Here is a 24351-nt window from a genome sequence, read left to right as displayed (position 1 = left end):
GCCTGAGGGGATCACAAGTGTCTCGATATCGGCGCGCACAGGGCAACACATTTTTCTTCACCGTCGTGCTCGCCGACCGTTCAAGCACTCTGCTCGTAGATCACATTGATCGCTTGAGACGCATTTACCGGACTGCTCAGCTGCGCCGCCCGTTCGAGACCGTCGCGATCTGCATCCTGCCCGACCATCTCCATGCCATTTGGTCGCTCCCGGAGAATGATTCTGATTTTTCGTCGCGGTGGAATCTGATCAAGGGCGGATTTTCGAGAGGCCTGGAGGCTCAGGAGCGCTCGGCAAGCAAGTTATTCAAGCGCGAAAAGGGCATTTGGCAGCGCCGCTATTGGGAGCACGCAATTCGCGACGACGCGGATTTGGCGCGGCACGTTGACTACATCCATTTCAATCCCGTGAAGCACGGCTTTGTTGCGCGAGTGCGCGATTGGTCTCTCAGCAGCTTCCACCGCTACGTCGACAACGGCACACTTCCCTTGGATTGGGGAGGGGATATGCGGGATATCGCGGGGCACTTTGGTGAATGATCGTGGGCACGGCGCGCGAAGAGCGCGCCTTTGCCCACCCTACGAGATCTCGCCCATCTATCCTCCGAACAAACTATCGTAGGGTGGGCAAAGCGAAGCGTGCCCACCATCTTCGACTACGACACCTTCGCACCATCCCTGACGACAACGCGGAGGTTCGGCTTCAACGTCTCTTCCAGCCGCGACTTCAATTCGTGCACCCGCGGGTCGCTCGAGCGCTTCGCGCATGCCGCGTATTGATGGACGGATTGCGCCAATGCGCGTCGCGCTTCCGGCGTTCGCGTCATTTCGGGCTTCGAAAGCCGCAGGACGATCGCGGCGAGATTCACCAGCATCTCGTCCAGGGCGACGTCGATGGTCGCTAGATTCCGCATCACTCACTCCCTCGAGAGGGCAACGGCGGGTTCACGGATGCGTTCCGGATGGGGCCGGACATGGTCAATGCTTCGTTAACGCCTTGTTCTTGCCGCGCGGCACGCTAGGCTGGCGAAACAAAAGAAAATCGGGGGTAGGAGGCCATGATGGATCGACGCGATCTCTTGCGTATCGCTGCGGCGTTGCCGTTGTTGCGGGCTGCATTGCCTGAGCCGGCCGCCGCGCAAGCCTATCCGGTACGCAACATCACCCTGATCGTGCCGTTTCCGGCCGGCGGTCAGGCTGATCTTGCCGCGCGCCCCGTGGCGATGGCGCTGGAACGGATCCTCGGCAAGCCCGTCATCGTCGACAACCGCGCCGGTGGCGGCGGCGGATCGGTCGGCAATGCCGCAGCAGCGCGCGCCGAGCCCGACGGCTACACGCTGCTGATGACGCTGTCCTCGCTCGCGGTGCTGCCCGAAGCCGACCGTCTGTTCGACCGGCCCGTCGCCTACGAAGTCTCGCAGTTCATGCCGATCGCGCGCGTGCTCGCCGATCCCACGCTGCTTGCGGTGCCGGCATCGGCGCCGTGGAAGACGGCGCAGGATTTTGTCGAGGACGCGAAGAAACGCCCGGGCCAGATCACTTACGGCTCGTCCGGGCCTTACGGGACGCTGCATGTCGCGATGGAGATGTTCGCGAGCAGCGCCGATATCAAATTGCTGCATGTGCCGTTCCGCGGCGCAGGCCCAGCGCTGACCGCGCTGCTCAGCGGCACCGTGCAGGCCATCGCGGCCGCGCCCGGCACGCTGAAGCCGCAGGTCGACGACGGCAAGCTGCGCGTGCTCGGCAATTGCGGCGCGCAGCGCATCGCGAGCTTTCCCGACGTTCCGACCTTCCAGGAGCTGGGCTACAAGGACGTCGAGATGTACATCTGGGCCGGGCTCTTTGCACAGAGCTCTCTCCCTGCGCCGATCGCGACCCGCCTGCGCGAAGCGATGGCGCAGGTGATGACGAGCCCGGACGTGCTCAGATCGTTCGAGGCCTCGGGCAGTGTTGTCGCCTATCAGGACGCGCCGGCCTTCTCGGACTTCGTCGCGACCGACAGCGCGCGGCTGATCGCAGCCGTCAAGAAGATCGGGAAGGTGGAATAGCGGTCATCTAGAATTCGCTGCGGATCAGGCCCCGCAGCGTGTGGCGGTCGTATCCCGGCGCGAACGCGCCCTCGTAGGACGCCTTGAGCGACGTCGCGGCCGTGAGATCCCAGCGGATCTCCGCGCCGGTGAGCGCGACCGTGCGGGCACGTTCGACGCCGGTGATCGCGAACGGAAGGCCCGGCGCGCCTTCGAGGGCCGCAATGGTGGTTGCCGCGCTGCCGGTAAACTCATGGCGCGCGGCAAGGGTCGCGCCGAGCTGCGCCGCCTGGCCGTTCGGCATCACCATGCGGTGACCGGCGCGCAGGCCCGCCGTGCCATAGACGACGTCGAATCTGCCGCCCCGCACCAGCTGGTTCACGCCGGGCGCGCCGGTTTCGGAAAGGCTGCCCTGATGGGTCGAATACCAGTCGGCCTTGGCGAATGGCTCGGCTGTAAAACCCCATCCGCTCTCGAACGGACGTGCGATACCGAACGAGGCGGCAAAGGTGTCGGCCCGCGAGGACGCGGTTGCCGTTTCGCCCAGGAACGAGATCGTGCGCGAGGAGTCGAGCGCCGCGAACGAATAGCTGATCGCGGATGCGAGATTGAAGCCGCCGCTCGCGCCTCGTGCATAGAAGCCGGCATGGCCGGCATTGGCGTCGATGCGGTCGGCACGTCCCGCCATGCGCAGCTGGCCGGTCGATGCACCGATCGCAAGGCCGGCGGTGAAGCCGGGCAGGTTCCAGAGATCGGCGCCGAGCGCCGCGCCGCCGACGGCCGTGTTCGTTCCGAAAGCAATATTGCTTGTCGCCACCTTGTCCCAATTGCCGTAACCGCCGAACCAGACGCTCTGCACCGGCGCAACGCGGCGGCTGCGCAGCGCCTTCCCGATCGGGTCCGCCGGCACCTCGGCATAGGCGGACGCCGACATGCGCACGCTCTCGCCGCGCGATTGCGTGCCGGCGTTCCACATGAAGCTCTGGAACATGTCGGTCTGGTCAGCGGTGAAGCGGCGCCCGTCGGCGTGGATTTGTCCGGCGAGATCGTCGAGACCGGCCTTGATGCCCGGCGTGTTGAGCGCGGCGAGCGTGTTGATCGCGGTGCCGAGCGGCCCCGATGCGCCACCGGACTGCGCCTGGTCCAGAGCGCCGGCCACCGCGGCCTGGTTCGGCGTCAGGCCAGACAGCGTACCGAGGCCGCCGATCTGTTGCAGCAGGAAGTAGACATTGTTGGTACCGTAGCTGAGCTGCCCCGAGACGAGCGGGCCGCCCGGGGTCGTGAGCGTGGCGAACGTGCCGCTGACTCCGCCGGCCGCCGTGAGGATCGTATATTGAGTGTTGGCGAGGAAGCCCGCGCCGAGCGGCACGATCTGCACCGTGCCGCCGTTGAGGGTTGCCGTTCCGGTCGCCGCGATCTTGTCGGATTGGCCGCCGGGGTTGATCTCGACCTGAAAGATCGAGCCGGCGTTGAAGGTGACGTTGCCGCTGACGTTGAGGGTCCCGATCGAATTGCCCGGCGCGACCATGCCGCCATTGTTGACGACGATGCCGCCGACCGTGCCGGTGCCGCCGAGATAGCCGCCATTGACGGTGACGATGGAGGGCAAATTGCCGTTCACGATCAGGCCGCCGGCGTCCACCGTCGTTGCGCCGTTGAAGGCGGTGGCGCCGGTCAGCGTCCAGACCGAGGTGCCGGTTTTGGACAGTTGCTCGAACTCGTCATATTGCAGGAAGGCGCCGAGATTGCCGAGGTCGAACGAGCCGCTGCCGCTGCCGGCAAGGTTCAGCGTGTCGGTGCCGCTCCCGCCGCGAACATTGCCGGTGATCGTCGAGCTGGGGGCGAGGCTGAGCACGTCATCGCCCCCGGACAGGTCGATCGCCCCGCTGCCGCCGCCCGTGATGGTCCCGGAATTGAGGATCTTGTCGGCGCCGGAAGAACCCTGGATGGCGATGAAGAAGCCGCCGGAAATCGTGCCGCCATTAAGGAGGGTGTTGCCGCCGGCGATGAACTGCACCCCGGTGTGGCCACCGCTGATCGATCCGCTGTCATAAACAAGGACGACATTGCCGGTCGACGTCCCGCTGATTCGAAGTCCCGTCGTGTTTCCGCCGGTGCCGACGGCCGTGCCGCGAATGTTGACGAGGTTGTCGTTCGAATTGTCGATAACGATCGCCGCTTCGACGTTGCCCGTCCCCTCCGCGATTCCGCCGGCCGCGATCGTCACATTGTTGTGCTTCGATCCGTTGGAGAGCAGAACGGCTCCGCTGTAGGTCGAAGCCGTGGCTTGATTGTTGACGGTGACGTGCGAAGCGATGGTGCCGTCGAAAACGATCGCGGGGATGCCGGCGCCGGGCAGGAGTGATGTCAACGTCCCGTCGCCGATGTTGACCGTGACGTTGCTGCCGCCCGTGGCGTTGATGTGGTCGGTGTTGCCGAGGCCGGTGCAGGTCGCAACGTCACCCGAATTGAGCGCGCTGATCACGCCGGTGCCGGCCACGGTGCAGGCCGCGAAGGCCGGGCCAGGCACGAGGACCGGCAGCATGACGAGCACCAGCGGCGCCAGCGCCGTGGTGACGAGCAGCCTGTTACGCAGCATGGCGGCCGTTGTGGCGTCTTGCGCACGGGCCGGCATTGCAGTCGGCATCGCCGCATTCCCCCAGTCCAGCACAATTGCTAGCGGGGAAGTGACCGCGCTTCTTGGCGTAATGCGAAATGCCCTATGGTTAAAGGCGCAAGGTGCCGGTTTGCTCCGGACTTGTTGCGGCGCCGCCACGGCGTGTTGCCCCGGCAAATGGACTAAAGCGCAAATTGACTGGGCTTACGCGCAATCGAGTCTGCGGCGTATTGCGCGCTGCAACCAACGCGATATCAGTGCTTCCGGAATGAGCCTGGAGATGCGCGTTGATGGCGACCGACGGACAATCGATTCCCGACGCGCCGCGCCTTGGCTATACCGGCGAGCCGCATGGGCCGGCCTATGAGATGTGGCGGGAGGAATTTTGCCGCCGCGTGATGGCAGCCGATCTTTCGCCTTTGTCCGACGGCTCTTTTAACTGCGATGTCAAAGCGTTGATGTTGCCGCAGGCAACGATATCCTCCTGCAACGGCACGCCGATCAGATTTATGACACTCGGCGCCAGCGACAATCTGGCGTTGCTGATTGCGCCGGATTCGCCGTTGCACGCGGTCATGGGCCGTCGCACGCTCGAAGTTGCGCCGCTGGGCATCAGTCTCATCGACGCCTCCATCAAGGGCGCATTCGTCTCGCAACTCGAGAAGGGCAGCAACAAGGCCGCTTTGTTCGACCGCAAGATGCTGCTGTCCTATTGCCCCGATGCCGAAGACAGCGTTGCGCGGCCGCTCGATCATAACCCCGCGCTCACTGCGCTGCTGCATCGATATTACGACTTCGCGCTTCAGCACGCCCCGGGGCTCGATGCGCTGGCGCAGCATGCCGTTTCGCAACATTTGATGGATTTGATGGTGCTGGTGCTCGGCGGCAGGCGCGACGCTACTGAACTGGCGAAAGAGCGCGGCCTCGCCGCGGCGCGGCTGGAAGCCGTCAAGGCTGACATTCTGGAGCGGCTCGGCGGCGGCAGCCTCACGCTCGCCGACCTCGCGCGGCGCCATCGCGCCAGCCCTCGCACCATTCAATTGCTATTCGAGCGCAGCGGCACCACGTTTTCGGAGTTCGTGCTGGAGCAGCGGCTGCTGCGGGCGGCACGGCTGCTGCGCGATCCGCTGCACTGGGCGAGCAAGATCAGCGATATCGCCCATCTCTCCGGCTTCAACGATGTGTCGTACTTCCACCGGTCGTTTCGCCGGCGCTTTGGCATGACGCCTCTGGACGCGAAAGCGCGGACGGCTGAAGGATGAACAGGTTCCAGGCGCGCTTTCACATTTTGTTGTTGGTCCAGAACCGGCTCCCGCCTCATTGATTGATGAGAATTCGTGGGATTCAGGAAGGATCGAGACATGCGATCAGAGCGGATTGCGCTGGGTGTGGCGCTCGCGGTCAGCGGCATCGTCGCGCAGGGCGCTGCGTCTGCACAGGAATATCGCGGCACCATGGAACAACAGATGGCCTGCACGCCGGATGTGTGGCGGCTGTGCAGCGACCAGATCCCGGACGTGAGCCGCATTACGGCGTGCCTGCAACAGAACACACCGCAGCTCTCGAGCGGCTGCCGCGCAGTATTCCAGTCCAATAACCAGATGCCGCCGCAGCAGCCGGTTCCGCGCAATCGCGTCGCGCCGCCCCCACGCTACAACAACGCGCCACCGCCTCAGCAGGTGCAGCCGCGGCCCTATGACAATGACGACGATTAGCGCTACCTAGAGCATGGTACGCAGCGTCAGGAGCGAAGATGCGGTCGTGCCGCCTCGTTCAACGCTGGCCCTCGCGGTCCGATTCCGGTCGATGTCCAAGCACCATCCGCAGGACGACAGCGAAGAGAATGGCTGCGACCGGCCAATGGAACCAGATCTTATGGCCAGTGAAAAGATTGATCAGAATCAGGAAGGCCGACACCGTGAGGGCCGCTGCCACCGGGCGGGGCAGCTTTGTGAGCCAATCCGAGACGACATTCGTCGACGAGGATGGCGCGCGCCTGTCTTCGATCCGCGCAGCACGCGATCTCTCTGAGGGAGCGGCGCTTTCTTCGAGCGGGAAGCTTTCCGGCGCGGCGGTTCGGCCGCCCAGCGTCAGCCGATAACTGGTCAGTGGAGCAATGTTCTTCATCGGGCGCTGGCCAAGGCAGTCGAAGCCAACGGATAATTTGTTGTGCACCTGATCGTAGACGGAGCTCGAGATCACGACGCCGCCGGGTTCAGCGAGCTCTTGCAGGCGCGATGCGATATTGACGCCGTCGCCATAGATGTCGGTGCCGTCCACCATGACGTCACCGAGGTTGATGCCGATGCGAAACTGCATCGGGTTCGCCTGAGACGCGCCCGAACCCTGATTGGAGATTTCCTGCTGAATCTCGACCGCGCATTGCACGGCCTCGACGACGCTGGTGAACTCGGCGATCACGGCATCGCCCCAGGTATTCACGATGCGGCCGTCATGGCGCTCGACCAGTCGCGCAATGGCCGTGCGGTAGCGGCGGAGCGTCTCCAGCGTTCCGGTCTCGTCTGCTTCCATGAGACGAGAATAGCCGTACACGTCAGCGCACAGCACGGTGGTCAGTCGTCGTTTCACCTTGTCGTCGGTCATGGTCCCCATGGTAGCGTCCTTGACCGGTAAATGCACCAGCCATCGCGTCTGGCGCCATCGCGGTTCAACGACCGGTCGTCCGGTGCCGAAACCGTCATAACCGTGCAACGACTTGCAGTCAGCCAAGTGCCGAAAACGACTTGGCGTGAGGTCATCCTCCGGCCATTTGCCGAACAGCACACCAGCCGTCACGACATCATCTGTCTGAGGTAATCCGGACGCTGCTCGGCGCTTGCCTCGCCCGCCTAGCCGCCTTAGGGTCTGTGCTCGCAGACATCGACCCATTCAGCCGCGGTCAGCTCCGCCATCCGCTCCGGCGTGATGCGCACCGCGCTGTGCGTCGAGCCTGCGGCCGGTACCACCACGTCGAAGGCTTTCAGCGACACATCGCAGTAGATCGGCAGTGGTGATTTCAGCCCGAACGGGCAGACGCCGCCGACCTCGTGACCCGTGATCCCGGCAACCTCCTCCAGCCCCAGCATCTTCGGCTTGCCGCCGAACTGCGCCTTCACCTTCTTGTTGTCCATGCGCGAGGTGCCGGCAGCGACGATCAGGATCACGCGCTCGCCGATCCGCAGTGACAGCGTCTTGGCGATCCGGCCGGGCTCGACGCCATAGGCCTCGGCGGCCAGCGGCACCGTGGCCGAGCTGATCGGCGATTCAATCACTGATATGTCGGGGGCTTTCTCGGCGAAGAAGGCGCGAACGGATTCCAGGCTCATTCCAGGCGGCTCATTCAGATTTGTGGGCGGGCGGCGATGCTTATGCGATCCCTGGAAGCTCGGAGAGCGCGCGGACGCGATGGTCCGGCGCAAACCCGAGCTCGTCCATCTGGGTGCGGATCGCCTTGAACATCGTCAGCGGTGCCACGAGTTCGTTCTCGACGCAAGCCAGCGCCATCGCCTCGGGCGTCACCCGTTCGATCCAGGCGACGTTCAGCCCGAACGACTTTGCGCCCGCGACGTCCCAGGGATTGGAGGAGACGAACAGCACCTCATCCGGCTTGGTGCCGAGCGCCTCGCCGATCAGCTCATAGGCTTCCGGGCTCGGTTTGAAGATCTTCTTCGCATCGACGCTGATGGTGGCGTCGAGCAGGCGGTCGAGACCGGAGTTGCGCACGAGTGCGTTCAGCATGTCCGGACTGCCATTGGAGAGGATCGCGAGCTTGCGCGGCCTCAAGGCCGCGAGTGTTGCCGCCGCATCCGGATAGAGGTCAAGGTGCAGATATTTTTCGATCACGCGCTCGAATGCCTCACCCTCATAGGCGAGGCCGAGCAGGCGCAGCGTATAGGCGAGCGAGTCGCGCGTGACGGCCGCGAAATCCTGGTAGCGCCGCATCAGCGAGCGCAACCAGGTGTATTCGAGCTGCTTGATCCGCCAGATTTGCGTGATGATCTCGCCGTAACCCGGAAACGCGTCCTCGGTAATCTCCGCGACCGACTGGATATCGTACAGCGTTCCGTAAGCGTCGAAGACGACGGCCTTGATGCTCAATTGACCGGTCCTCCGGGATCGTTGCGGGCGCACGGACTATATAAGGCGCCGCGACATCGATCCAACAAGGAAACTCGCATCGGGCGCCGTTCCGCCGGCGAGGGGGGCGCTCATGGGGCGCGGCGTCGGCTTTTGGGCTTATGCAGAAAATACCTGCGTGACCAGAGCATTGCAGGCCCTGAGCCTATTCGGACATCCCTTGATCTAGATCAAGCCGGAAGTGCGCCGCTCTGTGCCGGTTGCGAGGGCATCACGAGGCAGAGGGTCGCGTCATGAGTAATGATAAGGTTTCGAAAAACCCTGAGACCTGCATCGAGCCGGCCAAGGCAGGACTGAAACGCCGGGATCTGCTATTGAGCGGTACTTCTCTCGTCGCCGCTTCCGCGCTCACGGCTGTGGGACTGACAATCCCGGCGCAAGCGCAGCAACAACCAACTGCGCCGGCCGGCCAGCGGCCGAACATCGTCTTCATCATGGGTGATGACATTGGCTGGTTCAACATTGGTGCCTACCATCAGGGCATCATGGCGAGCCGGACGCCAAACCTCGACAAGCTCGCCGCGGAGGGAATGCGCTTCACCGACTACTACGCAGAGGCAAGCTGCACGGCGGGCCGCGCCAACTTCATCACCGGCGAGTTACCGATCCGCACGGGCCTTACCACTGTCGGCCAGGCAGGCTCCCCGATCGGCATGCCGGCGCAAGCGCCGACCATCGCGACAGCGCTGAAATCCATGGGGTACACCACGGGGCAGTTCGGCAAGAACCACCTTGGCGACCTCAACGAATTCCTGCCGACCGTGCACGGCTTCGACGAGTTCTTTGGCTACCTCTATCACCTCGATGCCATGGAGGATCCGGCCCACCGCAATTACCCGCAATCGCTGCTGGCCACCGTCGGTCCGCGCAACATGGTTCATTCATGGGCGACCAACGTCGACGATCCGACAGTGCAGACGCGCTGGGGCAAGATCGGCAAGCAAAAGATCGAGGACTCCGGACCGCTTTACCCCAAGCGGATGGAGACGGTTGACGACGAGATTCTGAAGATCACGTTCGACTTCATCGACAAGGCGAAGCGGGACAACAAGCCGTTCTTCGTCTGGCTCAACCCGACGCGCATGCACGTCGTGACCCACCTCTCGGAAAAATACGAGAACATGCGCAACTCCGAGAACGGCTGGTCTGTCTCAGAGGGCGGGTTTGCCCAGCTCGACGACATCGTCGGCGCCGTCATGAAGAAGCTCAAGGACGAGGGCTTCGACGACAACACGATCGTCGCGTTCACAACCGACAACGGCGCGGAAAACTTCACCTGGCCGGATGGCGGACAGACGCCGTTTGCGGGCGGCAAGGGAACGGCGCTGGAAGGCGGCTTCCGCGTGCCCTGCATGATCCGCTGGCCGGGCAAAGTGCCGGCGGGAAAGGTCGAGAACGGCATTATCTCCGGACTCGACTGGTTCCCGACCTTCGTCGCCGCCGCGGGCAATCCAAATATCGCCGAAGAGTTGAGGAAGGGAAAGCAGCTCGGCGACAAGACCTACAAGGTCTACCTCGACGGGTACAACCAGATGGACCTGATTACCGGGAAAGGCCCGTCTGCCCGCCACTCGGTCTTCTATTTCACTGAGGGCACACTGAGCGCGGTGCGCATCGACGACTTCAAATATCGCTTCACCGATCAGCCGAGCGGCTGGTTGGGAGGCACGGTCAAGGTTGATTGGCCGATCCTCACCAACATTCGGCTTGATCCGTTCGAGCGCACCGGCATCCCAAGTGGCGATAAGGGATCGCTGGCATACTACAACTGGTTTGTCTTCGAGTTCTGGCGATTCCAGTTCGTGCAGCAGGAGGTCGGCAAGCTCGCCCAGACGGCGATCGAGTTCCCGCCGATGCAGAAGGGGGCGAGCTTCAACCTGGAGGCGGTCAAGGAGCAGATCGAAAAGGCCATGCAGTCGCAAGCTGGCAAGTAGAATCTGCGGTGAGCGGGCGCCCCAATCGCGGGCGCCCGTCAATCCATGAGGACGCGCCTAGATCCCCAGAATCTTGCGCGCGTTGGCCTTCAGCACCTTCGGCCGGATCTCGTCGCGGATGTCGATCTTGGCGAAGTCCGACAGCCAGCGGTCCGGCGTGATCACCGGCCAGTCCGAGCCGAACAGCATCTTGTCCTGAAGGATCGAGTTGATGTAGCGCACCAGGATCGGCGGGAAATATTTCGGCGACCAGCCGGACAGGTCGATATAGACGTTCGGCTTGTGGGTCGCGACCGACAGCGCTTCTTCCTGCCATGGGAAGGAGGGATGGGCGAGGATGATCTTGAGGTCGGGGAAGTCAGCCGCGACATCGTCCATGTACATCGGGTTGGAATATTTCAGCCGCATCCCCATGCCGCCGGGCATGCCCGAGCCGACGCCGGTCTGGCCGGTGTGGAACAGCGCGATCGCGCCGCCATTGTTGATCTCTTCGTAGAGCGGATAGGCCATGCGGTCGTTGGCGTAGAAGCCCTGCATGGTCGGGTGGAATTTGAAGCCGCGCACGCCGTATTCCTCGATCAGCTTGCGCGCCTCGCGCGCGCCGAGCTTGCCCTTGTGCGGGTCGATCGAGACGAAGGGGATGAGGACGTCGAGATGGTCGGAGGCGGCCTCGATCATCTCGTAATTGTTGTAGCGGCGGAAGCCGGTCTCGCGCTCGGCGTCGACCGGGAAGATCACCGCGGCGATGTTCTTGGAGCGGTAGTAGGCCGCAGTCTCCGGCACCGTCGGCGGATGCTTGTTCGGCGACTTGAAGTATTCCGCCATCTGCGCCTGGAAATCGTCATAGCCATCGTCGGCGTGACAACCGCAGGGCTCCTCGGCGTGGGTGTGGATGTCGATGGCGACGACGTCGTCGATGTTGGGCAGCTTCAGCTTCGGCATTGGTTTCCTCCCGACGGGTTGCCAAATTGATTATATCATATAACGAATTTGGCAAGGCGTCGTTGGAGCCGAAACCGCAGCCTGCAAAAGTTCTTCGCTGTGCGTGGCCGCCCTTGGACAGATTGGGCCGATCCGGCCGCTTCTACTGTGCATGGGGTTGTTTTCAAGAATTTGCTGGGGCGGAACAGGGCAGTTAACATTGACATCCGGTCCCCCCATGCCTTAAGAACCGGCCCGTCCCGGGCGGTCGTCCGCCAGCGGGAAATATCTCATTTTGCCACATTCGCGCGTGCCGAAACGGTAGTGCCGAACACGGCCTTTCGAACGTTCAGGATTCTGCCATGAAGGTCCGTAACTCGCTGAAATCGCTGCGCGGTCGCCATCGCGCCAACCGCCTGGTCCGCCGCAAGGGCCGGGTCTACGTGATCAACAAGGTGCAGCGCCGCTTCAAGGCTCGCCAGGGCTAATCAGCTTAAAGGCTGATATCGCCCTCGCGGTCGCCTCTTCGCGCGCCCCGCAAGACCACGTTCTCACACGAGTTTGACGCCGCCTTTGCTTTGCAAGGGCGGCTTTGCGCGTTTAGACTTTGTCCATGGTAGTGAGATTCCCTTTCGCGCGCACCCTGTGTCTGGCCCTCGTTCTGGGAGCCGCCGGCCTCGGTCCGGCGCTGGCGCAGGCTGATCCGCCGGCCCCGCCCGGCAAGCAACAGAAGAAGCTTCCCGAGGCGCCGGCCAAACTGCCCAAGGTCGACCGCAGCAAGAATCTCGATTTCCTGTTCGGCGCGCTGAAGGCGGCGCCCGACGAGGCCAGTGCCAAGCATGTCGAGGCGCGGATCTGGGCGATCTGGATCCAGACCCCGAGCGATACCGCTTCGCTGCTGATGTCGCGGGCCAAGACTGCGGTCGACGCGCAGAAGATCGACATCGCGATCAAGCTGCTGGATTCGGTCATCAAGCTCAGGCCCGATTACATCGAGGCCTGGAACCGGCGCGCCACGCTCTACTACATGCAGAATGATTACGCTCGCTCGCTGGCGGACATCCGCGAGGTGCTGATCCGGGAGCCCCGCCATTTCGGCGCGCTCGCAGGTCTCGGCATGATCATGCAGGAGGTCGGCGACGAGAAGCGTGCGCTCGAGGCCTACCGCAAGGCGCTCGCCGTCAATCCGCACCTCGAGAAGATCCCCGACCAGGTCAAGGCGCTGACCGAGAAGGTCGAGGGACGCGACATCTAGCCTAGAACTCGATCAATTCTTGAGTGAATGCGGCGTCTTCGGATTAACCAAGATCGGAGACGCGGCATCTTGAGGGCTATTGTCGACGCGCGCGCAGGCCTACCTGCATGGCAGGAGCGAAAGCCATGAAGCGTTTGATCTTTGCGGGTAGCTTGCTGCTCGCGTCGGGCACGGCGAGCCTCGCCGACGGATTGTTCTGGGTGGTCGGCAATCGCGCCACCGGCAAATGCAACATCGTCACCAGCAATCCCGTGATCATCGGCGACATCTGGTTTGGCGACGGTCCCTACAGGTCCAGGGCCGATGCCAAGCTTGCCCGTTCGACCATCCGCGCCTGCCCCGCGGTCACGCCCGACGAGGAAAAGGACGAGGACGGAACGAACTAGCCTGCACCTAGTGCAGGGCGCTGCCGCCGCGCTCGATAAGGCTGCGGTCGGCGGCCGCGGCGTAGGCCTTTGCAAGCTCCGTCTCGAGATGCTCATTAATCAGGAGCAGTGCCCGCACGGCACCGCGCAGGTCACCGTTGCAGCTTGCCACGATCTCGTCGATCGCAGTGTCGTTGGATCTGAAGCTCATCGAAATTCTCCGGTTCAAATCAGGACAAATCCTGCCGGCCTTTCCCGCATCCCCTAGGGGTCGCAAGGAGGATCGGCGCCTACCTGCGCCTAGATGGCGGAACCGACCGTGGCGATTATATGGAAACCGCGATGACGACTGCATGAAGCTGGCCCGAGGCTTGCGCGCTGTCGGGAATGTAATTGATTTCATTGCGTTTTCTCTTGCGGGAATTGTGCACATATCCACAGCCCCACATTTCAGGTGGAGCGTCCGGTCTCACGGAGCGAAACTGACGCCCGCAAGTCGCGTAACTGCCAAGTGCCCTGGATCGCCCGGATTCTCCCCATGATCGTGATGTCAGTCGTGACCGCGCTGGTTCTGCTGGCGCTGGTGACGCAGGTCGGCGTTCTCGCCGTGCAACGCACCTTTCCGCCCCAGGGCCGGATGGTTGAGGTCGACGGCGCGGTGCTTCACGTCGTCGATATCGGCCCGCGTGGTTCGGGCATGCCGATCGTGATGCTGCACGGCGCGAGCTCCAATCTCGAAGCGATGCGGCGTCCGCTCGGCGACCTCCTTGCCAAGGATCATCGCGTCATCCTGATCGACCGCCCCGGCCACGGCTGGAGCACGCGGATGCGGCGGCAGGATTCGACGCCGCAGATCCAGGCCCGGATGATCGACGAGGCGCTTCAGAAGCTCGGGATCGATCGCGCGGTCTTTGTCGTGCATTCCTGGAGCGGGGCGCTCGGTGCGCGGATCGCGCTCGATCACGCGAGCCGCGTCGCCGGCCTCGTCATGCTGGCGCCAGTGACCCACCCCTGGCGCGGCGGCGTCGGCCGCTACAACGAGATCATCGCAACGCCCGTGATCGGGCCGCTGCTCGCCTACACGATCACGTTGCCGCTGGGATATTTCGTTGCCGAGGCCGGTGCGCGCAGCGTCTTCCTGCCGCAAGTCATGCCTGATGGTTTCGTGCAGGACTCGGCGACGCCGCTGCTGCTGCGTCCGCGCGAGTTCATCGCCAACGCGTATGATCTGGTGACGCTGAAGGAAGCGGTGGCCGCGCAGGTTTCGCGCTATGGCGAGATCTCGGCGCCGGTCACGATCATTGCCGGCGAGCCCGACAAGACGGTGAAGACCGACATCCACGCACGCCCGTTCGCCGCAACCGTGCCGAATGCAAAGCTGATCGTGCTGCCCGATCTCGGCCACATGGTGCAGAACGCGGTGCCGGATCTCGTGAAGACGGAGATCGAGACGATGATCGGTCAAATCGCCCCGGCGCAGGCGGCCGCCGATTAGAGCGTTTTGGAGCGAAGCGGATACCGGCTCGCGTGAAGAAAACGCGTCAAACCAGGAAGCTGGAACTTCGGTTCTGATCCAATCAGAACCGAAGCTATAGCGGCCGCGCGTTTGCGCGCTTACTGCTTGATTTTCCCGTCCTTGTCGAACTGCGAGACGTAGGACCAGAGATTGTTGATCTCGTTCTCGTTCTTGATGCCGGCGAACGCCATCTTGGTGCCGGGGATCTTGGCCTTGGGGTCCTTGATGTATTCCTTGAACGTCGCTTCGTCCCAGGTGATGCCGGAATTCTTGTTCGCATCCGTGTAGCTGTAGTCCGGAGCGGTGCCTGACTTGCGGCCGTTGAGGCCGTTGAGCTCGGGGCCGACCTTGTTCTTGGCGCCTTCGCCGATGGCGTGGCAGGCCAGGCATTTGTTGAACGACGATTTGCCGGCCGCAACATCCTGCGCCATCGCGGCGGGTGCGGCGGCAGTCACGGTGAGGATCATCAGTGCGCCAAAAGTCAGTTTTGTCATCGGGTGCTCTTCGTCTCTTCCCTGGTGGGTCTAGGCCTGGTCGGTCTCTTGCCTGGTCGGCAAACGACGGACCCGCCGGTTTTGGCAGGCCCGCCCGGCTTGGACAAGCCGCGAAACCATGACAGGTTTCATGATGTCCTACTTGTCCCAGAGCGAACTCGCCGAAGATCGCCGCTGCGACTTTCGGATGGCCTACCCAAACCACCGCGGACGTGGTTGATTTGCCGTGATAATTCGATCGTGCGGCGTGAATCGGAAGGATATGCCATGGCCATCATGATGCCTGCGAGTGACCAGGCCGTGCTCGCGCGCCGCGCCGAAATCGTGGCGGCATTGCGCGCGATCGTGCCCGGCGAGGGCGTGATCGATACGCCTGCCGAGATGCGGGCCTACGAATCCGACGGGCTGACCGCCTATCGGCAGCCGCCGATGGTCGTGGTGCTGCCGGATACCACCGAGCAGGTCTCGCTTGTCCTGAAATATTGTGCCGGGCAGGGCATCAAGGTGGTGCCGCGCGGCTCCGGGACTTCGCTGTCCGGCGGCGCGCTGCCGCTCGAGGACGGCGTGCTGCTCGGCCTCGGCAAGTTCAAGCGCATCCGCGAGATCGATTTCGACAATCGCGTCGTCATCACCGAGCCCGGCGTCACCAACCTCGCGATCAGCCAGGCGGTCGCGCATGCCGGCTTCTACTACGCTCCCGATCCGTCCTCGCAGATCGCCTGCTCGATCGGCGGCAATGTCGCGGAGAATTCCGGCGGCGTGCACTGCCTGAAATACGGCATGACCACCAACAACGTGCTCGGTTGCGAGATTGTCCTGATGAGCGGCGAGATCCTGCGCATCGGCGGCAAGTCGGCGGAAAACGCCGGCTACGACCTGATGGGCGTCATCACCGGCTCCGAAGGCCTGCTCGGCGTCATCACCGAGATCACGGTGCGCATCCTGCAGAAGCCGGAGACGGCACGCGCGCTGATGGTCGGCTTCGCGCAGGTCGAGGCCGCCGGCGAATGCGTGGCGCGCATCATCGGCGCCGGCATCATCCCGGGTGGCATGGAGATGATGGACAAGCCCGCGATCCACGCCGCGGAGGCCTTCGTTCATGCCGGCTATCCGCTCGATGTCGAGGCGCTGCTGATCATCGAGCTCGACGGTCCCAAGATCGAGGTCGACGAGCTGATCACGCGCGTCGAGACCATCGCGAACGCTTGCGGCTCGACGACGTGCCAGATCTCGACCTCGGAAGCCGAACGCAATTTGTTCTGGGCCGGCCGCAAGGCCGCGTTTCCGGCCGTTGGCCGCATCTCGCCCGACTACCTCTGCATGGACGGCACGATTCCCCGCGGCGCGCTGCCGAAGGCGCTTGCCCGCATCCGGGAACTCTCGGAAAAATACCAGCTCGGCTGCGCCAACGTGTTCCATGCCGGCGATGGCAATCTGCATCCGCTGATCCTCTACGATGCCAACAAGCCCGGCGAGATCGAGCGCGCCGAGGCCTTCGGGGCCGACATCCTGCGCGCCTGCGTCGAGTTCGGCGGCGTGCTCACAGGCGAGCACGGCGTCGGCATCGAGAAGCGCGACCTGATGCCCGACATGTTCAGCGAGATCGACCTCAACCAGCAGCAGCGGCTGAAATGCGCCTTCGATTCACAGGGCCTGCTCAACCCCGGAAAGGTGTTTCCGACCCTGCATCGCTGCGCCGAGCTCGGCCGCATGCATGTGCATGCCGGCAAGCTGGCGTTTCCGGACATCCCGCGGTTCTGACCTCAAGCGCGCGCTGAATTACCTTCTCCCCTTGAACAAGGGGAGAAGGAAGTAAGAGCTGTTACAGCAGCCCGTACTGTGCCCGCTCGCGCTTGGCCAGCAGCGGCAGCGCCTGGCCTGCGATGTAGGTCTTGAAGTGCGCGCTCTCCTGGTGGGCCTTGAAGGCGGCCTCATCACGGAACAGCTCATAGAACAGGAACTGGGCCGGATTGTCCTTGCCGCGCGAGATCAGGAACAGCTTGACGCCGTCCTCGCGCTGCGCTTCCGGCAAAAAATGGTCGAGGATTCCCGCGACCTTGTCGGCTTCTCCGGGCTTGGCTTCCCATTGCGCGACGACGAGCAGGCCGCCGCCATCGACGGCGTCGCTGATCGATTTCTGCGTTGCGTAGTGGTTCATTGTGTTTCCTCCTTGCTGCTGGGCATGAGATGACGACGCCGTCCATGGCGAGAGATAGATCGCCAGGACGGTCCCGCAGGCCCGGATCACCGATCTGCGGCTATACGTTTCGCGGACGGGTGGCCGCGCCTCTGTCGATCGCTGCATGTTTGCCTCCATCGCTTGGTTTCGATCGCGATCGGCGTCACCTTGTAGCGATGGCCCGACGGGTTCGGTTCGCCGGCGATCGAAGTGTCGATGTCGTGAACGCTTCGATTGAGATCGAAGCGTTGCGGTCGCGTCCCGTGCGGTGAGCTGCCCATCGCGAGCGCGCTGGCCGGTCGCCGGCGTCACGCCGCATTTGATTTTGGTGCCGAATTTCGCTACCGCCTTTTCCCGTGGATACGCTCAGGGTCAGAGACGCCAAAGACGTCGAAGAGGTGGTGCGCGCGGCGATTGCCAACGAGCAGCCGCTCGAGATCATCGGCCATGGCTCCAAGCGCGGCATCGGCCATGCGATGGCGACCAACGCCGTGCTCGATATCTCCGCGCTGAATGCCATCACCTCCTACGAGCCCAACGAGCTGATCGTCACGCTCCAGGCCGGCGCGCCGGTAGACGATGTGCTGTCGCTGATCGATGCCAAGAACCAGCAATTCGCCTTCGAGCCTGTCAACACCGCGCCGCTGCTCGGCACGCCCGTATCGGGAACCATCGGCGGCATGATCGCGGCCGGTCTCGCCGGTCCGCGGCGGATCAGGGCGGGCGGGGCGCGCGATCATCTGCTCGGGGCGCATGCCGTCTCCGGTTTCGGCGACAGCTTCAAGACCGGCGGCAAGGTGGTGAAGAACGTCACCGGCTACGATCTCTGCAAGCTGTTGGCGGGGTCCTGGGGCACGTTGTCGGTGATGACCGAAGTCACGCTGAAGGTGATGCCGAAGCCCGAAGCGGAGCGGACGCTGCTGCTGCGCGGGCTCGACGATGCCGTCGCCAACAAGGCGATGACCGCGGCGCTCGGCTCGCCCTTCGACGTCTCTGCCGCCGCGCATCTGCCGAAATCGGCGTTCCGGGCGAAGACCGACGGGCTTGGCGACATCGCCGGCCAGGGCGAGGCGCTGACGGTGTTGCGGCTCGAGGGCATCACGGCTTCCGCCGCGCACCGCGCCGGCTCGCTGCGGGAATTGCTGGCGCCGTTCGGAACCGCGACGCTGGTCGAGGATGCGGCCTCTGCCGCGCTGTGGGCCACGATCCGCGATGTCCTGCCGTTCGCGGCCAGCGGCGCGCTCGGGGCCTGGCCGGTGTGGCGGATTGTTTGTCCGCCAGCGTCAGGCGCTGCGCTCGGGACCCAACTGGCGCGCGAGACCGGTGGCGACGTGATCTACGATTGGGGCGGCGGCCTGATCTGGGCGGCGCTGCCGCCGAAGGGCGATGCGCATGAGCCCGCCGTGCGTCAGCGTGCGAACGCCGTCGGCGGGCATGCCACGCTGATCCGGGCGGCCGAGGAGGTCAGGCGCGGCGTCGACGTGTTCCATCCGCAAGCGCCCGGCATTGCCGCCTTGAGCGAGCGGGTGCGCGCCAGTTTCGATCCAAAAACCATTCTCAACCGGGGACGCTTGAGGCGGGGCGCTGCGGCATGAAGACCGAATTCTCACTCGCGCAACTCGCCGATCCCGACATCGCGCAAGCCGACAAGATCCTGCGCGCCTGCGTCCATTGCGGCTTCTGCACCGCAACCTGTCCGACCTATGTGCTGCTCGGCGACGAGCTCGATAGCCCGCGCGGCCGCATCTACCTGATCAAGGAGATGCTGGAGAAGGACCAGACCCCGACGGCCGAAGTGGTCAAGCATGTCGACCGCTGCCTGTCGTGCCTGGCCTGCATGACCACCTGCCCCTCGGGGGTGAACTACATGCACCTCGTCGACCAGGCCAGGGTCAGGATCGAGCAGCGCTACCAGAGGCCGCTTGCCGAACGGCTGTTGCGCCAGGTGCTGGCCTTCGTGCTGCCGGATCCGCAGCGCTTCCGCATCAGCATGTGGCTGGCGCGATTGGCCCGTCCGCTTGCCGTATTCCTGCCGACACCGCGGCCCTCGGCCACGCCCGGCCTGATTCAGCGTCTCAAGGCGATGCTGGCCCTGGCGCCGAACCGGCTGCCGGCGCCGGGAGCCCTGCCGGGCAGTGTGTTCGCAGCACTCGGCAAGAAGCGCGGCCGGGTCGCGCTGCTGCAAGGCTGCGCCCAGCAGGTGCTGGCGCCGCGCATCAACCAGGCCGCCATCAGCCTTCTCACCCGCCACGGCGTCGAGGTCGTCCTGGTCAGGGACGAGCAGTGCTGCGGTGCGCTGACCCATCACCTCGGCAACGACCAGGATGCCTTGGGACGGGCCCGAGCCAACGTCACGGCGTGGCAGAGGGAAGCCGCCGGCGAGGGGCTCGACGCCATCCTGGTGACGGCGTCCGGCTGCGGCACCGTGATCAAGGACTACGGCTATCTGCTGCGTGAGGATCAGGCTTTCGCGGCCGATGCCGCGAAGGTGTCCGCACTCGCAAAGGACATCACCGAATACATCGCCGACCTCGGACTCGAACCCACTGCGCGACAGGACAACATCGTCGTCGCCTATCACTCCGCATGTTCGTTGCAGCACGGGCAGAAAATCACGGGCCTTCCGAAAGAATTGCTTTCCAAGAATGGATTCGTGGTGAAAGATGTCCCGGAGAGCCATTTGTGTTGCGGTTCGGCGGGGACCTACAACATTCTCCAGCCCGAGCTTGCGGGCCGGTTGCGCGATCGCAAGGTCGCCAACATCGCGAGCGTCAAGCCGGACATGATTGCCGCGGGCAATATCGGCTGCATGGTGCAGATTGCCAGTGGCACGTCAGTTCCGGTCGTACACACGATTGAGCTTCTCGATTGGGCTACGGGCGGGGCACGGCCGGCATTGAATGCGTCGAGCTGAGTCTTCGTCCGGAGGTGACGGCTGAGGACGCCCGATCGACCATTGTTTGGCGGCAACAGGAGGACCACGATGGCGAAAGCGAAGAAGAAAAAAAGCAAGAAGGCCAAAAAGGCCAAGAAGGCTGTAGCGGCGAAGAAGACCGCGAAGAGGGCAGCCAAGAAGTCCGCGAAAAAGTCTGCCAAAAAATCGAAGAAGGCTGCCCCGAAGAAGGCCGCCAAGAAGGCTGCGAAGACGTCGGCCAAGAAGACCGTGAAGAAGGCTGCCAAGGCGGCTGCACCGAAGAAGGCCGCAAAGAAAGCAGCACCGAGGAAGGCGAAGGCAGCTCCTGCGCCGAAGCCGTCAGCGCCGGTGGCAGCTCCGGCTCCCGAGCCCGCTGCCGAGACAAGCTGGGCGATGCCTTCGTCTTCTGCGGAGCCGACGCCGGCCGACGGACAAGGCTAGGTCCCAAGTCAGGGCCGGAGCCAGGTCCGAGGTCGGGGCAAGGCTGGGTCCGTCCCGGCGATAACGACCGACAACAGGAAGGCCGCGGCGGTGACGCTGCGGCCTTTTTGCATCGTCACAATGGCCCCGGGCGGTTGTCGTTTCCTGCGTCAGTCTGATTCGTGGCACCGGCACCACTGCACCGGAGGCGCCCGTATTAATCCGGGCGGCTCTGTGCACTTTGGAATGCAAATAATGTGATCGAGAAGCAACACAGGCTGACAACCTTTTGTAGAATCGTCAGAACGCCTAAAAAGTCGGCAGATGCTCGTGATTTTTGCTTCACGGTTCACATCCTCCAATCCAGATTGTCGCAGTAACGAAATTTTGCAGACGGGTCGTACGCCCCGGGGGGCTTCCGGGAAACCGACTGGGTGAGAACTGGTGATGGGGATTGAAATGAAAAAAGTGGCTTTGTTGGCAACGGCGCTGGCAATGGTGACGGGTTCGGCTTTCGCGGCAGACATGCCGGTCAAGGCTCTGAAGGCCCCGCCGCCGCCCGCCTTTGACCCCTGGGATGTCGCCTTCGGCGGCGCGATCATGAGCGACTACGTCTTCCGCGGCATCACCCAGTCGAACCACAAGCCGTCGGTCACGGCCTATTTCGAGCCGCGCTACAACGTCACCAAGGACCTGCAGCTCTATGTCGGCGTGTCCGGTGAGAGCATCTCCTTCCCGAACCGCGCCGCGGCCGAAATCGACATCTACGGCGGTATCCGCCCGACCTTCGGCGCGTTCGCCTTCGATATCGGTGTCTGGGGTTACCTGTATCCGGGCGGCACCTGCTATTTCGGCGGCACCGGCATCGACAACGCCGGCGTGTTCCAGGGCGCTGACTGCGCCGAGAAGGCCCTGCTCAACACCAACGTGATCAAGAAGGACCTCAGCTTCTTCGAAGTCTACGCCAAGGGCACCTACACGGTGAACGACAACTGGTCGTTCGGCTTCACCGAATACTATACCCCGAGCTACCTGAACTCGGGCGCCTGGGGCAACTACGCTTCGGTCACCGGCAAGTACATCGCGCCCCCCACGATCTTCGGCGCCAGCGGCGTCGGCATGTACGTGTCGGGTGAGTTCGGCCGTCAGTGGCTCGGCACCTCCGACAGCTTCTATGGCGTCCCGGCCTTCCCGAACGGCATCAAGTATGCCGACTACAACACCTGGAACATCGGCATCGGCTTCACCTACAAGGTCGCCACGCTGGACCTGCGCTACTCCGACACCAACCTCTCCAAGGGTGATTGCAACGCCTTCACCAGCGACTTTGCGGCTCGCGGCAATCTCACCGCTTCGACCGGCACCTTCGTGACGCCGATCAATCCGTCGGGCGTCGGCTCCAACTGGTGCGGCGCCACCGGCATCGCCAAGCTCTCGTTCGACCTGACGGCGATGAGCAACCTGAAGTAAGTTTCTTCCCGAAGAGACTTGTTGAGGGCGGCAGGGCAACCTGCCGCCCTTTTGCTTTTCTCTACCCCGTCATGGCCGGGCTTGACCCGGCCATCCACGTGTTAGCTCCGACGCAGAAAAGGCGTGGATGCCCGGGCCTTCGCCTCGCCGAAGCGGCTTCGGCCGCGCAGGCGGGTCAAGCCCGGGCACCGAACCACCAACCTTGCTCCCCGCCTCAGCTCGCCACGCTCGGTTCTTTCTCGGCCGGTTCGCCGCCGTCACCGAGCACGTGGATCGCGCCGTCGTTGACCAGCGCCACCTTGCGGGTGTGGAAGGCGTCGAGCGTCGAGCGGTGGCCGATCGAGACGATGGTGGCCTGCGGCAGCTTCTCCGCCAGCAGCCGGTACAGCCGGGCCTCGGACGGCTCGTCCAGCGACGCCGTGGCCTCGTCCAGGAACAGGTAGTCCGGCACATGCAGCAGCGCGCGCGCAAGCCCCAGGCGCTGCTGCTCGCCGAGCGACAGCATCCGGTTCCAGTGGCCGTCCTCGTCGAGCCGCTCGGCGAGGCCGGGCAGCCCGACCGCGACCAGCGCGTCCCTGATCTGTGCGCTCTCGAACGTGCCAGGCGCTGCGGGGTAGATGACGGCATCGCGCAGCACGCCGACCGGGAAATAGGGACGCTGCGGCAGCATCATCAGCTTCGCCTTTTCGGGGATGAAGATGGTGCCGGCGCCGAATGGCCAGATGCCGGCGATGGCCCGGAACAGCGTCGACTTGCCGGCGCCGGACGGCCCGGTCACCAGCACGCGCTCCGGCGCCTGGATGGCGAAGGCGTCGGCGGCGACCAACGGCATGCCGTTGGGCAGGTTCACGCAGAGCTGGTCGAGGGCGATATTGCGACTGCCGTCCGCGGCCTTCAGCGCAATGGCGGGCTCATGCGCCGGCGGGTGTGCGGCTGAGGCGACCGACATCTCGAAGCCGTCGAGACGCGCGACGATCGCACGCCATTCCGCCAGCGACCGGTAGGCCACCACGAAGAACGACAGCGCACCCTGGACGCTCGAGAAGGCCGACGCCGTCTGCATCATGTCGCCGAGCTGGATCTTCTTGGCGAAGAAGGCCGGCGCCACCAGCACGTAGGGAAAGATCACGGCGGCCTGCTGATAGCTCGCCGAGAACGCGGTGAGGCGCTTGGTCCGGCTCATGATGGCGTACCAGTTGTTGATCACGAAGCCGAAGCGATGGAGGAGGCGACCGCGTTCGGCGCCTTCGCCCTTGAGCAGCGCGATCTGCTCGGAATTTTCCCGGACGCGGACGAGGTTGAAGCGGAAGTCGGCCTCGTAGCGCTGCTGCTCGAAATTGAGATTGACCAGCGGGGCGCCGATCCAGTGCGTCAGCGCCGTGCCGAAGATCGCGTAGATCAGCGCGCCCCAGCAAAGATAGCCGGGGATCATCAGGTCGGTGCCGAACAGGTGCAGCGGCGCGGCGTTGGACAGGCCCCAGAGGATGATCACGAACGAGAACAGCGTCACGATCGACGACAGCAGGCCGAGCCCGATGGTCAGGGTCTGCTCGACGAAGTTCTTGACGTCCTCGGTGATACGCTGGTCCGGGTTGTCGGCCGCATCGCCCTTGAGCTGCATGCGGTAGTGCGTCGAGCCGTCGAGCCATTCGCCGAGATAGTGCCGGGTCAGCCACTGCCGCCAGCGGATCTGGAGCCACTGGTTGAGGTACAGCTTGTAGACCGCCAGCGCGATCGCCGTGAAGGCGAGGGCGATGAAGATCCAGATCTGTGTGACGAAGGCGTCCCAGTCGCTGTTCTGGAGCGCGCTGTAGAACCGGTTCTGCCACTGGTTCACCAGCACGTCGATCGCGACCAGTGCCAGCTCGATCGCAATGACTGCGGCGAGCAGGCCGCGGCCGGCCCACTTGTCCTCCGATCGGAAATACGGGCCGGCGATTCGCCAGACGATCGCGAGTGTGGCGCTAATGTTCTTCACAGAGCTCTGTCTCCTGAGGGGATGTGCACAAGTGCCTGGAGCCAAGGGCTTGCGGCAATGGCGGAAATGGGCGCGCTTAGACTAAAGTCGCAAGACAGCAATTTGCGTTGGCTTGTCGCAGCTTG

Annotated in this window: 24 protein-coding genes; 14 read left to right on the top strand and 10 right to left on the bottom strand. The window is 63.9% G+C overall.

Annotation, left to right across the window (positions count from 1 at the left end):
* The first annotated feature begins 17 nt into the window (after nt 1-17).
* Nucleotides 18-539, top strand: coding sequence for a transposase (locus NLM25_RS39960; protein ID WP_254140545.1), 522 nt, complete (start codon nt 18-20; stop codon nt 537-539).
* A 116-nt stretch (nt 540-655) separates the two neighbouring features.
* Here NLM25_RS39960 and NLM25_RS39955 read toward each other — a convergent pair whose 3' ends face one another.
* Nucleotides 656-913: a hypothetical protein gene (locus NLM25_RS39955; protein ID WP_254140544.1), complete on the bottom strand. Its 258-nt coding sequence runs from the start codon at nt 911-913 to the stop codon at nt 656-658.
* A gap of 147 nt (nt 914-1060) precedes the next feature.
* Between NLM25_RS39955 and NLM25_RS39950 the strand changes: the two genes are divergently transcribed.
* The gene (locus tag NLM25_RS39950; RefSeq protein ID WP_254141347.1) at nt 1061-2047 is read left to right on the top strand and encodes a tripartite tricarboxylate transporter substrate binding protein; all 987 of its coding nucleotides are present in this window, start codon (nt 1061-1063) and stop codon (nt 2045-2047) included.
* A gap of 7 nt (nt 2048-2054) precedes the next feature.
* On the opposite strand, the gene NLM25_RS39945 is transcribed toward NLM25_RS39950, so the two are convergent.
* Nucleotides 2055-4673 (bottom strand): autotransporter domain-containing protein, encoded by a 2619-nt coding sequence (locus NLM25_RS39945; RefSeq protein ID WP_254140543.1) that lies wholly within the window; start codon nt 4671-4673, stop codon nt 2055-2057.
* Nucleotides 4674-4933: 260 nt separating this feature from the next.
* Here NLM25_RS39945 and NLM25_RS39940 point away from each other — a divergent pair, with 260 nt between their 5' ends.
* Together NLM25_RS39940 and NLM25_RS39935 are read left to right on the top strand one after the other, a co-directional pair.
* The gene (locus tag NLM25_RS39940) at nt 4934-5905 is read left to right on the top strand and encodes an AraC family transcriptional regulator (RefSeq protein ID WP_254141346.1); all 972 of its coding nucleotides are present in this window, start codon (nt 4934-4936) and stop codon (nt 5903-5905) included.
* 99 nt (nt 5906-6004) lie between these two features.
* Entirely contained in the window at nt 6005-6358 is a 354-nt protein-coding gene (locus NLM25_RS39935; protein ID WP_254123366.1) for a hypothetical protein, read from the top strand.
* 58 nt (nt 6359-6416) lie between these two features.
* On the opposite strand, the gene NLM25_RS39930 is transcribed toward NLM25_RS39935, so the two are convergent.
* From NLM25_RS39930 to NLM25_RS39920, 3 genes are all read right to left on the bottom strand, one after another.
* On the bottom strand, nt 6417-7247 hold the full coding sequence (locus NLM25_RS39930) for an adenylate/guanylate cyclase domain-containing protein (protein ID WP_256571106.1): 831 nt from the start codon (nt 7245-7247) through the stop codon (nt 6417-6419).
* Between the two features lie 254 nt (nt 7248-7501).
* On the bottom strand, nt 7502-7969 hold the full coding sequence (locus tag NLM25_RS39925; protein ID WP_254123364.1) for a YbaK/EbsC family protein: 468 nt from the start codon (nt 7967-7969) through the stop codon (nt 7502-7504).
* A gap of 40 nt (nt 7970-8009) precedes the next feature.
* Entirely contained in the window at nt 8010-8741 is a 732-nt protein-coding gene (locus tag NLM25_RS39920; protein ID WP_254140541.1) for a haloacid dehalogenase type II, read from the bottom strand.
* A gap of 272 nt (nt 8742-9013) precedes the next feature.
* On the opposite strand from NLM25_RS39920, the gene NLM25_RS39915 reads away from it, so the two are divergent.
* Nucleotides 9014-10714, top strand: a complete 1701-nt coding sequence (locus tag NLM25_RS39915) for an arylsulfatase (RefSeq protein ID WP_254123362.1) — start codon at nt 9014-9016, stop codon at nt 10712-10714.
* 57 nt (nt 10715-10771) lie between these two features.
* On the opposite strand, the gene NLM25_RS39910 is transcribed toward NLM25_RS39915, so the two are convergent.
* Nucleotides 10772-11656 carry an amidohydrolase family protein gene (locus NLM25_RS39910; protein ID WP_234685498.1) on the bottom strand — a complete coding sequence of 295 codons (885 nt, stop codon included), beginning with the start codon at nt 11654-11656 and terminating at the stop codon, nt 10772-10774.
* Nucleotides 11657-11997: 341 nt separating this feature from the next.
* Between NLM25_RS39910 and ykgO the strand changes: the two genes are divergently transcribed.
* From ykgO to NLM25_RS39895, 3 genes are all read left to right on the top strand, one after another.
* Nucleotides 11998-12123, top strand: coding sequence for a type B 50S ribosomal protein L36 (gene ykgO / locus NLM25_RS39905; RefSeq protein WP_006611362.1), 126 nt, complete (start codon nt 11998-12000; stop codon nt 12121-12123).
* 125 nt (nt 12124-12248) lie between these two features.
* Entirely contained in the window at nt 12249-12890 is a 642-nt protein-coding gene (locus tag NLM25_RS39900; RefSeq protein WP_254140540.1) for a tetratricopeptide repeat protein, read from the top strand.
* A gap of 125 nt (nt 12891-13015) precedes the next feature.
* Nucleotides 13016-13276: a hypothetical protein gene (locus NLM25_RS39895; protein WP_254123360.1), complete on the top strand. Its 261-nt coding sequence runs from the start codon at nt 13016-13018 to the stop codon at nt 13274-13276.
* 7 nt (nt 13277-13283) lie between these two features.
* On the opposite strand, the gene NLM25_RS39890 is transcribed toward NLM25_RS39895, so the two are convergent.
* Nucleotides 13284-13466 (bottom strand): hypothetical protein, encoded by a 183-nt coding sequence (locus NLM25_RS39890; protein WP_254123359.1) that lies wholly within the window; start codon nt 13464-13466, stop codon nt 13284-13286.
* A gap of 327 nt (nt 13467-13793) precedes the next feature.
* Here NLM25_RS39890 and NLM25_RS39885 point away from each other — a divergent pair, with 327 nt between their 5' ends.
* Nucleotides 13794-14750, top strand: coding sequence for an alpha/beta fold hydrolase (locus NLM25_RS39885; RefSeq protein ID WP_254140539.1), 957 nt, complete (start codon nt 13794-13796; stop codon nt 14748-14750).
* A gap of 119 nt (nt 14751-14869) precedes the next feature.
* Here the strand turns inward: NLM25_RS39885 and cycA are convergent, their stop codons facing one another.
* Nucleotides 14870-15265 (bottom strand): cytochrome c-550 CycA, encoded by a 396-nt coding sequence (cycA, locus tag NLM25_RS39880; protein ID WP_254123357.1) that lies wholly within the window; start codon nt 15263-15265, stop codon nt 14870-14872.
* A 267-nt stretch (nt 15266-15532) separates the two neighbouring features.
* Between cycA and NLM25_RS39875 the strand changes: the two genes are divergently transcribed.
* Nucleotides 15533-17026 carry an FAD-linked oxidase C-terminal domain-containing protein gene (locus NLM25_RS39875; RefSeq protein ID WP_254140538.1) on the top strand — a complete coding sequence of 498 codons (1494 nt, stop codon included), beginning with the start codon at nt 15533-15535 and terminating at the stop codon, nt 17024-17026.
* 61 nt (nt 17027-17087) lie between these two features.
* Here NLM25_RS39875 and NLM25_RS39870 read toward each other — a convergent pair whose 3' ends face one another.
* The gene (locus NLM25_RS39870) at nt 17088-17423 is read right to left on the bottom strand and encodes a putative quinol monooxygenase (RefSeq protein ID WP_254140537.1); all 336 of its coding nucleotides are present in this window, start codon (nt 17421-17423) and stop codon (nt 17088-17090) included.
* Nucleotides 17424-17800: 377 nt separating this feature from the next.
* Between NLM25_RS39870 and NLM25_RS39865 the strand changes: the two genes are divergently transcribed.
* The 4 genes from NLM25_RS39865 to NLM25_RS39850 all read left to right on the top strand — a co-directional run bounded on the left by NLM25_RS39865 (nt 17801) and on the right by NLM25_RS39850 (nt 22248).
* Nucleotides 17801-19039: an FAD-binding protein gene (locus NLM25_RS39865; RefSeq protein WP_254140536.1), complete on the top strand. Its 1239-nt coding sequence runs from the start codon at nt 17801-17803 to the stop codon at nt 19037-19039.
* Nucleotides 19036-20358: a glycolate oxidase subunit GlcF gene (gene glcF / locus NLM25_RS39860; protein ID WP_254140535.1), complete on the top strand. Its 1323-nt coding sequence runs from the start codon at nt 19036-19038 to the stop codon at nt 20356-20358. The genes NLM25_RS39865 and glcF overlap by 4 nt, the downstream gene beginning before the upstream one ends.
* A gap of 69 nt (nt 20359-20427) precedes the next feature.
* The gene (locus NLM25_RS39855; RefSeq protein WP_254140534.1) at nt 20428-20799 is read left to right on the top strand and encodes a histone; all 372 of its coding nucleotides are present in this window, start codon (nt 20428-20430) and stop codon (nt 20797-20799) included.
* Between the two features lie 438 nt (nt 20800-21237).
* Entirely contained in the window at nt 21238-22248 is a 1011-nt protein-coding gene (locus NLM25_RS39850; protein WP_254140533.1) for a TorF family putative porin, read from the top strand.
* Nucleotides 22249-22462: 214 nt separating this feature from the next.
* On the opposite strand, the gene NLM25_RS39845 is transcribed toward NLM25_RS39850, so the two are convergent.
* Nucleotides 22463-24226, bottom strand: a complete 1764-nt coding sequence (locus NLM25_RS39845; RefSeq protein ID WP_254140532.1) for an ABC transporter ATP-binding protein/permease — start codon at nt 24224-24226, stop codon at nt 22463-22465.
* Nucleotides 24227-24351 lie beyond the last annotated feature (125 nt).

The sequence above is a fragment of the Bradyrhizobium sp. CCGB01 genome, assembly GCF_024199795.1.
Taxonomy (GTDB): domain Bacteria; phylum Pseudomonadota; class Alphaproteobacteria; order Rhizobiales; family Xanthobacteraceae; genus Bradyrhizobium.
Note: the sequence above shows the minus strand (reverse complement) of the source record. Positions and strands in the feature narration are given on the sequence as shown.